The organism is Streptomyces sp. NPDC002520 (genome assembly GCF_053595235.1).
In genome coordinates this window covers 88,471-100,307 of the sequence record NZ_JBSFXG010000032.1, presented here as the reverse complement: position 1 = coordinate 100,307, position 11,837 = coordinate 88,471, and the positions used below count along the sequence as shown (strand labels likewise).

The window sequence follows — 11,837 nt, the reverse complement described above, 5'->3', positions numbered from 1 at the left end:
TATTCTATTGTGTGATGTTGGGGGGCCAGCGCGCCGCCGCACGACCCCCCCCCCCACCGCCTTGTCCGCATACGTTCGTCCCGCTGTGAGCCGTCGGGACGGACGGCGGCTCCTCCTCACGGGAGATCGGGGGTGTACGCGTGCGCATCGGATTGCTGACAGAGAGTGGCTACCCGTATGTGGGCGGTGACGCCGGACTCTGGTGCGACCGCCTCGTGCGCGGGCTCGGACAGCACGAGTTCGACGTCTACGCGCTCAGCCGCAGTCGGCACCAGGAGGACAGTGGCTGGGTTTCGCTCCCGCCGCAGGTCAGCCGCGTGCGTACGGCTCCGCTGTGGACGGCCGAGGACGACGGGGCCGTGCACGGACGACGTGCCCGTCGGCGCTTCGCCGAGTGCTACGGAGAGCTGCTCGCGGCGGTGTGCGCGGGCGCAGGTGCGGGTGCGGGGACGGGCACGGGCGCAGGGACGGGCGCAGGGGTCGATGCCGGCGTCGGTGTCACGTCCTCCGACGGGTTCCGGACCTCGGCCGATGATCTGGCGGACCGTTTCGGCACCGCGCTGTACGGCCTCGCCGAACTCGCCCGTGACGAGGGCGGACTGGTCGGGGCGCTTCGCTCGGACGCCGCCGTACGCGCCCTGGAACGCGCCTGCCGTGCCCCGGGAGCGCTGCGCACGGCGCACGAGGCGCGCGTCCCCGACCTGCTGACCGTCACCGCCCATCTGGAACGCGCCCTGCGCCCCCTCTCCCTTGACTGGTACGGCGACGAGGGCCTCGGTGCGGCCGACCTCTGCCACGCCACCGCCGGCGGCCCGGCAGCCGTGCCCGGACTGCTCGCCCGGCACTTCTCCGGCGTACCCCTGCTGGTCACCGAGTACGGCGTGCAACTGCGCTCGCACTACCTGGCGCTCGGCCCCGACGCGGCCGCCCCCGCCGTCCGCGCGCTGCTCGCCGCGTTCCACGGCCGGCTCGCCGCCGAGGTGTACCGCAGGGCCGAGATCCTCACCCCGGGCAACGCGCACGCCCGCCGCTGGCAGGAGCACTGCGGCGCCGACCGCGCCCGGATCCGCACCGTCCACCCGGGCATGGACGCCTCCCGCTTCACCGAGGTCGGCGAGTCCCCGGACCGGGCCGACCCGGACACGCTGGTCTGGGTGGGGCGCGTCGAACCCGCCAAGGACCTGGTGTCGCTGCTGCACGCGTTCGCCGAGGTCCGCAAGGAGGAGACCAAGGCCCGGCTGCGCATCGTCGGCGTGCCCGCGGACGCGGAGGGCGAGGCCTACCTGGGGCACTGCCGGGCGCTCGCCGCCCAGCTCTTCCCGGACGAGGCGGAGGGTGTGCACGCGGTCGGCGACAACCCCGTCTCCTTCGAGGAGATCGGCTGCCCCGAGGCCCCGACCCTGCCCGACGCGTACGCCGCCGGTGCCGTCGTCGTCCTCTCCAGCGTCGTCGAGGGCTTCCCGGTCAGCCTGGTCGAGGCCATGTTCTGCGGCCGCGCGACCGTCTCCACGGACGTCGGTGCGGTGGTCGAGGTCATCGGCGGCACGGGACTGGTCGTGCCGCCGCGCAATCCGCGGGCGCTCGCCGAGGCGTGCGTGGCGCTGTTGCGCGATCCCGAGCGCCGTGAGCGCCTCGGGGCCGCAGCGCGCGCCCGCGCGCTCGAACTGTTCACCGTTGAGCAGAACATCGAGGCATTTCACGGCATTTACCTGGAGATCGTCTCGCACTGTCCGGTACGCCGCGTCGTCCTGGACGAGGCGGGCGAGCCCCTCCCGTTCGCGACACCCGCCGAGGCCCACGTCCCCGGCCGCTGGACCGGCCCCACGGCCCGCGTCCTGACCCGCGGCGTTCCCGGCTGGGCCGCGGGCAGCCCGGTCCGCGCGAAGCCACTGGCCGCTTCGGAGGGCGCGCTGTGAACGGGGACGCCATGAACTCCGGCGAACTCCCGCCGAGGAACGGTCCCTTCGCGGCCGGCGACGACATGGAGAGCGAGCCGCACGGGGACTCCGTGCGCGAGCTGGACGAGGACATGGTGCGCGAGCTGGACGAGAACACGGTGCGCGAGCTGGACGAGAACACGGTGCGCGAGCTTGACGAAGACACCGCCCGCGAGGCGAGCGAGAGCGACCTCCCCGGGATGCCGAGCGCCGCGGAGGCGTGGGACGACCGGTCGGGGGAGTGGCTGGCGGTGGCTTCGGCGGGGGCAGGGGTCGGGGCGGGGACGTGGGCGTGGGCGAAGGGTTCCGCTTCTGTTTCGACGGGAGTCTCACCCTCGTTCGCGGAGGCCGCCGAGGGGTCCGCCGGAGCATCCCGGGCTGCGTCTGTGTCGGCGTCGGCGTCTGCGTCTGCGTCGGCGTTGGCGTCGGCGTCGGGGCGGTCCGAGGGCGGCGACGCCGACGGTGGCAGAAGTCGTAGAACCGTCCCTCGGCGAGGCGTCGCGGATCCGGTGAAAGCCCTGTTGCACCGGCACCGTGAGTTGTGCGAGCGGGCCGTGGATCCGCTGGAGATCGCTGCCGGGCTGGAGGCGCACGGGGTCACCGACCGCACAGCCGCGCGGTTCCGGCACCGTGACGTCTTCTCGCTCGCGGAGGAGCTGTACGCGCGCGTGCCCCGCGACGGGGAACCGCGCCCCCAGGCCGAGTCCGAGCCCGGGCCCCGCGTCCGCGCCGACTGGGTCCTGCTCACCCTCCTGCCCGGCGTGCTCGGCACGGTCACGGTGACGGGGCTGCGCCTCACGCACGGCCAGGCCCGGTTGCTCGTGGCCCTCGGCGGACTGCTCGCCGTGGCCCTGGCCGTCCGGACGGCCCTGCGTCACGGGCCCCTCGCCGGCCGGCCCGGTACAGCGCCCCGGTCGGCGGAAACCGGCACGCGCGCGTGGACGCTCTGGCTGCTCGGATACGCCCTCCTCGGCGACGGACTCCTGGGCGCCATCGTGTCCGCCGGCCCCGACGCCCTGCCCGACGGAGCCCCCGACGGACCCTGGCCGATGACCACCGCACCCGCCCTGGCACTCGCCCTGGCCTGCGCCCCCGCCGCCTGGTGCGCCCACCTCCTCGCCGTCGGCGCCCGCCGCAGGCTCGCCGGCAGCCGCGGCCTGGAGGACTTCAGCGCCGCCGCCCGGCCGTTGCTGCTCGGCACGTTCGCCCTGTTCCTCGGCGCCCTCACCGCCCTGCTCGCCCTGTGCGCCGCCGCGCTCCACGAAGACGCGGGCTACGCGCAGGCACTCACCCTCGGCGCCCTCCTCCTGATCGCCCGCCTGCTCGTCGTACACCACCACCGCCACGCCCCCGCCCTCGTGCTCGGCGCGGCGGGCGCGATCGAACTGGTGGCTCCCGCACTGCTCCTGGCCGGCCGGCTGCCCGGCTTCGCCTTCCTGGCCGCCCCCGTCCAGGCCCTCGTGGACACCTGGGGCGTGGCCGTGGTCCCGGCCCTCGCCTGCGGCACCGCGGCCCTGACCCTGCTGGTCCACGCCCTGCGCACCCTCACCCGCGCCTCGGCCCACGCGCCCACGGGAGCACCCGAGTGAACCTTCCGCCACCGGCCCCACCCGAGGCCACTGCCGTCCGCCGCGCACGCGTGACGCAACCAGGCGGCCGTCGGCACCCGGCCCACCGCCGGAGGCGACCGCATCACCCCTTTGAAGGAGACCACCAGATGACCACCCGACCCGGAGCGTCCGGAGCCACCGGAACCGCCGGAGCGTCCGGGGCAACCGGAGCCATCGCCACGGCCGGTTCCGCCGGCGCGCACACCCCGGGAGCCACCCGATGAGAGTTCTGCTGATCGGAGCCAACGGATACATCGGCCGCTTCGTCGCCGACCGCCTGCTCGCCGACCCGGCCGTCCAGCTCACCGCGCTCGGTCGCGGCGACGACGCCGACGTCCGCTTCGACCTCGCCACCGGCAGTCCCGGAGCGCTCACCCGCTTCCTGGACGCGGTCCACCCCGGAGTCGTCATCAACTGCGCGGGCGCCACCCGGGGCGGCGCCCGCGAACTGACCCGGCACAACACCGTCGCCGTCGCCACCGTCTGCGAGGCCCTGCGGCGCAGCGGCTGCGGCGCCCGCCTGGTGCAGATCGGCTGCGGTTCCGAGTACGGCCCCAGCCAGTCCGGCTCCTCCACGGCCGAGGACTCCGTCCCCCGCCCCGGCGGCCCGTACGGCGTCAGCAAGCTCGCCGCCACCGAACTGGTCCTCGGCTCCGGCCTCGACGCCGTCGTGCTGCGCGTCTTCTCGCCCGCCGGACCCGGCACCCCGGCCGGCTCCCCGCTCGGCCGGCTCGCCGAGGCCATGCGCCGCGCCATGCAGTCCGGCGACGGGGAACTCAAGCTCGGCGGGCTCGGCGTCCAGCGCGACTTCATCGACGTCCGGGACGTCGCCCGCGCCGTGCACGCCGCCTCGCTCTCCGCGGCGCAGGGCGTCATCAACATCGGCTCCGGCCGCGCGGTCCGCCTGCGCGACGCCGCCGCCGTCCTCGCCCGGGTCGCCGGATACGGCGGCGCCCTGCACGAACTCGACGCCCCTCCCGGCCCGCTGCGCGGCACCCTCGCCGGCCCCCGAGGGGACTCCGACCACGCGGCGCCGCTCGCCTACCCGTACCCGGACGGCTGCGGCAGCTGGCAGCAGGCCGACGTGCGCACCGCCCGCGACCGGCTCGGCTGGCGGCCCCGCATCAACCTCGAGGAATCCCTCGCCGACATCTGGATGGAGGCGGCATGCCGCATCTGACCAGCACCACAGCGGGCGGCACGAGCACCGGGACCCGGACCGCCCTCGGCGTCCCCGGCTACGCCCACCCGCTGGTCTCCCCGGCCCAGTGGGCCGAACTCGCCCGCCCCGGCACCCCGCTGGACTGGGTGGTCCTGAACGTCGCCGCCGGGCCCGGCACCCGCCCCGACCCGCATTGCCTGGAAGCCACCGGACGGCTGCGCAACCGAGGCGTTCGCGTCCTCGGCCATCTGGACCTCGCCCACGGCGCCCGTGCCGCAGCCGACCTGCTCACCGACGCCCACCGCCACCTCGACTGGTACCGGGTCGACGGCTTCCTGCTGGACCGCTGCCCCACCGAGCGCACCGCGCTCCCCGAGGTCCGCCGCGTGATCACCGCGCTGCGGGCGATCAGTGACACTGCCCACATCGTCCTCGGCCACGGCACCCATCCGCACCCCGGGTACGCGGAGAACGCCGACCAGTTGGTGACCTTCAGCGGCTCCTGGGCCGACTACCGCTGGTCGCAGGTCGCCGAGTGGACCGCGGACTATCCGCCCGACCGTTTCTGCCACTTCGTGCACGGTGTGCCCCGCGGTCACCTGGAGGAGGCACTGCGCATCGCGCGCTGGCAGGGCGCGGCGACGATCTACTTCACCGACCGCTCCGATCGGGGCGGCCGGGTGGACCCCTGGGAGGCCATGCCCGGCTACTGGGACGAAATCGTCTCGCGGGTCGGAACGGGTGTCTCGGAATGAAGAAGGCCGTGGCAGTGTTACGAGAAGAACAACCGTAGTGATCGACCGACCAACGGAGTCTCCGTGTCGCTGCCACCCCTGGTCGAGCCAGCTCCTGAGCTCACCGTAGACGAGGTCCGCAGGTACTCCCGCCACCTGATCATCCCCGACGTCGGGATGGACGGGCAGAAGCGGCTGAAGAACGCCAAGGTGCTCTGTGTGGGCGCCGGCGGCCTCGGCTCCCCTGCGCTGATGTACCTGGCCGCCGCGGGTGTGGGCACCCTCGGCATCGTGGAGTTCGACGAGGTCGACGAGTCGAACCTGCAGCGTCAGATCATCCACAGCCAGTCCGACATCGGCCGCTCCAAGGCCGAGTCCGCGCGCGACAGCGTGCTCGGCATCAACCCGTACGTGAACGTGGTCCTTCACGAAGTGCGGCTCGAGGCCGACAACGTGATGGACATCTTCAGCCAGTACGACCTGATCATCGACGGCACCGACAACTTCGCGACCCGGTACCTGGTCAACGACGCGTGCGTGCTGCTGGGCAAGCCGTACGTGTGGGGCTCGATCTACCGCTTCGACGGCCAGGCCTCCGTCTTCTGGTCCGAGCACGGCCCCTGCTACCGCTGCCTCTACCCGGAGCCCCCGCCCCCCGGCATGGTCCCCTCCTGCGCCGAGGGCGGCGTCCTGGGCGTGCTCTGCGCGTCCATCGGCTCCATCCAGGTCAACGAGGCCATCAAGCTCCTCGCGGGCATCGGCGACCCCCTCGTCGGCCGCCTGATGATCTACGACGCCCTGGAGATGCAGTACCGCCAGGTCAAGGTCCGCAAGGACCCCGACTGCGCCGTCTGCGGTGAGAACCCGACCGTCACGGAACTCATCGACTACGAGGCCTTCTGCGGCGTCGTGTCCGAGGAGGCCCAGGAGGCGGCGCTCGGCTCCACGATCACTCCGAAGCAGCTCAAGGAGTGGATCGACGACGGCGAGAACATCGAGATCATCGACGTCCGCGAGCCGAACGAGTACGAGATCGTCTCCATCCCGGGCGCCAAGCTGATCCCGAAGAACGAGTTCCTCATGGGCACTGCCCTCGAGGGCCTGCCCCAGGACAAGAAGATCGTCTTGCACTGCAAGACGGGTGTCCGCAGTGCGGAAGTCCTCGCCGTCCTGAAGTCCGCGGGCTTCGCCGACGCCGTCCACGTCGGCGGCGGCGTCATCGGCTGGGTCAACCAGATCGAGCCGGAGAAGCCGGTCTACTGACCGGCCCGCCGGCCGACCGGCGCGAGCGAAGAGGCCCGCGGTTCCGAGTGGTTCGGAGCTGCGGGCCTCTGCCGTGGGCGGGACCTTCCGTGGGCGGCGCCTGCGGGGTCAGGCGCCGACGGGTTCGATGTCCGGCGCGGATGCGGTGTCCCGCTGGGCGGGGACCGCCGTGAGCGTGCGCATCGCCATGCTCTCGCGGCGGGCGTCGGCCCGTGCGCTCAGGGCGCGTGCCGCGTCGTCGAAGCGGACGACGGCGGGATCGCGGGTGCGCCGGACCGGCGGTCGGGAGTGAGCCGGAGCGGAGGCGCGGCGTCCCGTCGTCAGGAGCAGACCGTGCCCGCCTTCGGCACCTTCCCGTCCAGCAGGTAGCTGTTCACCGCGCCCTGTACGCACTTGTTCTTGCTGTCGTACGCGCCGTGCCCCTGGCCCTTGTACGTCAGCTCGACGCCGACGCCCTTGCCGAGGGCCTGCGCCATCCGCCGGGCGCCCTGGTACGGGGTCGCCGGGTCACCGGTGTTGCCGACGACGAGGATCGGCGCCGATCCGGGGGCGCTGACCTCGGGATGGTCGGCGGCGCCCGGTACCGCCCAGTTCGTGCAGCTGACCATGCCCCAGGCCAGGAAGTCCCCGAACAGCGGCGAGGCGGCACGGAACTCGGGAACCCGCTGCCGGACGAAGTCCGTGCTGTACCGGGGTTTGTCGTCGGCGCAGTTGATGGCGATGTTGGCCGCGGTGAGGTTGCTGTACTCGCCGTTCTCGCTGCGGCCGTTCAGCGAGTCGGACAGCAGCATCAGGATCTTGCCGTCACCGTCGTACGCCTCCTCCAGGCCCTCGGTGAGGTACTCCCAGAAGTCCTTCGAGTACAGGGACTGCGCGATGCCGTTGGTCGCCACGGTCTGGGTCAGCTCGCGCGGGAAGATGCCGGTGATGGGCTTCTTGTCCAGGTCCGACAGCAATGTGGCGATACGGTCCTTCACGTCCTGTGCGGTGTCGCCGATCGGGCATTCGGTGGTCTTGGACGTGCAGTCCTCGGCGAAGTTGTCGAGCGCGAGCTGGAAGCCCTTCGCCTGGCTGAGGGCGCTCTGCTCGGGGTCCTCGGTGGGGTCGACGACCCCGTCGAAAACGGCCCGGCCGACGTGCTCGGGGAACAGGTGGGCGTAGACGCCGCCGAGTTCGGTGCCGTAGGAGATGCCGAAGTAGTGCAGCTTGGCGTCGCCCAGGACCTGGCGCATCAGGTCCATGTCGCGGGCCGCGTCGGTGGTGCGCACATGCGGCAGGACCTTCCTGGAGTTCTGCTCGCAGGCGTTGTTGAACTGCTTGGTGCGGTTCACCAGCTCGGTCTGCTCGGCGCTGTCGTCGGGGGTCGCGTCCTGCTGGAAGTACTCGTCGAGCTGGGCGTCGTTCAGGCACTTCACCGGCGCGCTGCGGCCGACTCCGCGCGGGTCGAAGCTGACCAGGTCGTAGCGGGCGCGCAGGGCGGTGTAGTCCTGGGCGAAGGCGGGCAGCGTGGTCACGCCGCTGCCGCCGGGGCCGCCGAAGTTGAACAGGAGCGAGCCGATCCGTTTGTTCGCGGGCCCGCTGGCCCGGGCGCGGATCAGGGCGATGTCGATGGTGGCGCCCTTGGGCCTGCTCCAGTCCAGCGGCGCCTTCATGGTGGCGCACTGCCACCTGGCGCCGCCCGGCAGCGGGGACGGGGCGCTGCCGGCGCCCTCCGCCTCGGACGGCGCCGGGCAGTCGGTCCAGTCCAGCTTCTGCGCCGTCAGGTCCCCGACCCCGGAACTGCCGCCGCATCCGGCCAGCAAGGTGGTCAGTAGCGCGGCGCTCGTGGTCAGGGCAGCGGCACGCAGCCGGGAAGGGTTCGCCATATAGCCATCCTGCGGGCGCGCGGGCGGCGGCGCGCGGGACACGAGCCGTACGAGGTACGTTCCGCCGGGTCGCCGGGTCGCCGGGTCGCCGGGTCGCCGGGTCGCCGGGTCGCCGGGTCGCCGGGTCGCCGGGTCGCCGGGTCGCCGGGTCGCCGGGGTGTCCGGGGTCGGATTCGAGGGCCGGGGCGCGAGGGCGCGCCTGCTTGCCGGGTCGACGGGGCGCCCCGGGTGTTCCTACAGGGCTCCCTTGCGGCTGAGCTGGTTGAAGGCCAGCCACCCCGGCAGCACCGGCAGCCACAGGGTCAGCAGCCGGAACAGCAGGACGGCAGGGGCGGCGACCTCCTTGGGGAGGCCGACGGCGATCAGACCGACCGTGAGGGTCGCCTCGACCGCGCCCACACCGCCCGGGGTCGGCGCGGCCGAGCCGAGCGCGTTTCCGGCGAGGAAGACGACGGCGACGCTGGCGATGCTCAGCGAGGCGTGACCGTTGCCGAACGCGCGGATGGAGGCGTCCAGGCACATCACGAAGCAGGCGGTCAGCAGGAGCATGCCGCCGATGCCGGTGACGAGCTTCTGCGGCCGCTGGAGCACGTCGAGCATGCGCGGCACGACACCGGCGAACAGCGACCGCACGCGCGTGACGACGAACTTCCGCAGGAACGGCACCGAGGTCACCACGAGCACCAGCACCGCCACGGTCAGCAGACCCGCGATGACCGTCCGGGACGGCGACAGCGACGGCGTCTTCTCCGTGCCGGTCAGATAGCCGAACGACAGCAGCATCAGGATGTGGCAGCCGAGCCCGAACAGCTGCGAGGCGCCCACGCTCGCCACGGCGAGCCCCGGGCGCACCCCCTGACGCTGGAGGAAGCGCGTGTTCAGGGCGACGCCGCCGACGGCCGCAGGCGCGACGATCTTCACGAAGGACCCGGCGACCTGGGCCGCCACCGTGCGCGGGAAGGGCACCCGCTCCGGCACGAACCCCAGCAGCGCCATCGCGGCGGCCACGTAACTGAGCGCCGAGAACAGCACCGCGGCGAGCACCCAGCCCCACTGGGCGTTGGCGATCAGCGGACCGAACTCGATGTGGGTGAGCTGGGTCAGCAGGAAGTAGGCACCGATGGCACCGGCGATGAAGCTGATCAGAGTGCGGGGCCGCACCCGCTCCAGACGGGCCGGCTCCACGGGCGCCTGGGGCCTGATGCGCAGCACCTGGTGCCGGATCTGGGTGAGCAGATCCTCCTCGCGGGCCTCGTCCAGGGCTTCGTCGATGGCCCGCTTCTCGGCGCGCTGCTCGGCGCGGACCGCCTTCTTGTCGGGCTTCTCGACCACGGTCCCGGTCGTCTCGGAGGCCTCCTGCCGGGCCAGCTTGTCCTGGCGGGACGCCTCCAGCACCGCCTCGCGCTCGCGGTGGGCCCGTTCCCGGGCCAGCCGGCGCAGCGTCGCGCGCGTGGAGCGCGTCAGCGCGATGGGCTGAAGCATCGGCAGACAGTCGGCGACCGCGTCGGGGCCGAGCACGCCGACCGCCGAGGCGACGGCCCGCTCGGCGCCCACCCGCAGACCGAGCGTGGTGAGCAGCTGCGCCACGTCCATGCGCAGCAGCAGCTCGCCTGCCGCGATCTCGCCGCCGCGCAGCTCGGCGAGGATCACCTTGCCGGAACGATCCACCAGAACGGCGTCACCGGCGAGCCTGCGGTGCGCGATGCGCCGGGACTGCAGGGCCTGCACCTGGTGCCAGGTGTTGCGCAGTAGCTCGTCGGTGATCTCCTCGTCGGCCAGGGAGTCCAGCGTGCGTCCGCCGGTGTGCTCGTAGACGAGCATCACCGCGTCCGGGCCGAGTTCGGAGGTGGCGATCAACTTGGGCGCGTTGGCGCCGGCCGCGATCGCCGCGTACGCCAGCAGCGCCTCCTGTTCCAGCGCCTGCCGCAGCGACTGAAGGCTGGAGCGGGTGGCGAAGCCGCGCAGGGTCAGGTTGCGCCAGGCCCGGTAGAAGAAGCCCTGGGCCTGCTGCTCCCGGTCGACGACCGTGACGTCCAGCGGCGGGCCGTCCTCCAAGGTGACGAAGTACCGCCGCCCGCGGTCGCCGTTCTCCGTGTCCAGGATCTCCTCGCGGGCCGCGGTGACCGGGTGGAATCCGACGTGCCGGAGCCCCGCCATCAGGGTCCGCCCGGTGGGCCGGACGTTGGGCGAGCCGACGGCGTACAGCGTGCCGTAGGCGACGGTCCAGCCGATCAGCACCGTCAGGATGATCGAGAAGGGGGTCGTGTAGCCGGTGACCAGCATGGAGAAGGCGTCGAGCAGCAGCACGATCCACAGCACCGCGCGCCAGCGGGGTCTGCGGGACATGCCGACGGCCGTCATGTAGGCGATGACGGGCGCGAGATAGCCGTGCACCGGATCGGTCAGGGCGTTCAGGTCGCCCGGCGAGGGCTGAGTGAGCGCCTCCTGGATGGAGTGGGGGGCGCCCCGGGCCACCCACAGGTCGGTGGCGAGCGTCACACCGTGCGCGAGGACGGCCGCCAGGACGCCGTCGGCGATCCGCAGTCCGTCCCGTTTGATCAGCCGTTCGATCGCGAAGGCGACCGGCACCAGGAGGATCGCGATGCTCGAAGCGAGTCCCGCGATCTTGATCAGCAGGTCCGGAGCCTGGCCGGTGCCCTTGTTGATGTCCTGTTCGAGGCCTGAGGTGGTGCCGTGCGCGAACGCCGCGATCGCCAGCAGGACGACGATGGCGAGCACGCCCACCAGGAGTCGCATGAGGTCGGAGGGGCGGTGCACGCGCGCGGGAAGCAGGGGCTCGTCGCCCTCGACCTCGTCGGGGTGGGGATCGCCGGGGTCGGGATCGTCGCAGGGGACCGGTGCGGTGCGTGCGGTCCCGGGGACGTGCGCCCCTTCGTCGCCGTCGGCCGCGCTGCCACGTTCGTCGCCGTGGGCCGCGCGGCCAGGTTCGTCACCGCCGGCCGCGCCGTCATGCGTGCGCGTGTCCGACGGCCGCACACCCTCGTCCTTGTCCGGGGTGCCGGTGCCAGTGCTGGTGCCGGTGCCTGAGTCGTCCGCGCCCGCGGGGGTGGTGCCTGCGCGCGCGGCCGCGCCAGGGGTGCCCTCCGCGTCCTCGGGGTGCACGCCCTGCTGTTTCATGGTCTCTTCTTGGTCTCGTATCACCGGTCACCGCCCGCACGATGGTGGCATGCCCAGCCGACACGCGCGGGCATCAGGGTGCAGATGCGGGGGCGGACAGTCTGCCGGAAGGGCCGCTCGGGGGCGAG

7 protein-coding genes are annotated in these 11,837 nt (G+C 72.9%); 5 read left to right on the top strand and 2 right to left on the bottom strand.

Going from position 1 to position 11,837, the window contains the following annotated elements:
• Window positions 1–140 precede the first annotated feature (140 nt).
• The 5 genes from ACWD5D_RS33615 (at window position 141) to moeZ (ending at window position 6,706) form a co-directional block, all read left to right on the top strand.
• Window positions 141–1,916: a DUF3492 domain-containing protein gene (locus ACWD5D_RS33615; protein WP_451376574.1), complete on the top strand. Its 1,776-nt coding sequence runs from the start codon at window positions 141–143 to the stop codon at window positions 1,914–1,916.
• A gap of 221 nt (window positions 1,917–2,137) precedes the next feature.
• A complete protein-coding gene (locus ACWD5D_RS33610; protein ID WP_451376580.1) occupies window positions 2,138–3,526 on the top strand; it encodes a hypothetical protein in 1,389 nt (462 codons plus the stop codon).
• 241 nt (window positions 3,527–3,767) lie between these two features.
• On the top strand, window positions 3,768–4,727 hold the full coding sequence (locus tag ACWD5D_RS33605) for an NAD-dependent epimerase/dehydratase family protein (RefSeq protein WP_451376573.1): 960 nt from the start codon (window positions 3,768–3,770) through the stop codon (window positions 4,725–4,727).
• Window positions 4,715–5,464, top strand: coding sequence for a spherulation-specific family 4 protein (locus ACWD5D_RS33600; protein ID WP_451376572.1), 750 nt, complete (start codon window positions 4,715–4,717; stop codon window positions 5,462–5,464). Before ACWD5D_RS33605 ends, ACWD5D_RS33600 begins: the two co-directional genes overlap by 13 nt.
• A 63-nt stretch (window positions 5,465–5,527) precedes the next feature.
• On the top strand, window positions 5,528–6,706 hold the full coding sequence (gene moeZ, locus ACWD5D_RS33595; RefSeq protein ID WP_451376571.1) for an adenylyltransferase/sulfurtransferase MoeZ: 1,179 nt from the start codon (window positions 5,528–5,530) through the stop codon (window positions 6,704–6,706).
• A gap of 320 nt (window positions 6,707–7,026) precedes the next feature.
• Here moeZ and ACWD5D_RS33590 read toward each other — a convergent pair whose 3' ends face one another.
• Together ACWD5D_RS33590 and ACWD5D_RS33585 are read right to left on the bottom strand one after the other, a co-directional pair.
• Window positions 7,027–8,571 carry an alpha/beta hydrolase gene (locus ACWD5D_RS33590; RefSeq protein WP_451376570.1) on the bottom strand — a complete coding sequence of 515 codons (1,545 nt, stop codon included), beginning with the start codon at window positions 8,569–8,571 and terminating at the stop codon, window positions 7,027–7,029.
• A gap of 234 nt (window positions 8,572–8,805) precedes the next feature.
• Entirely contained in the window at window positions 8,806–11,709 is a 2,904-nt protein-coding gene (locus ACWD5D_RS33585) for a lysylphosphatidylglycerol synthase domain-containing protein (RefSeq protein WP_451376569.1), read from the bottom strand.
• Window positions 11,710–11,837 lie beyond the last annotated feature (128 nt).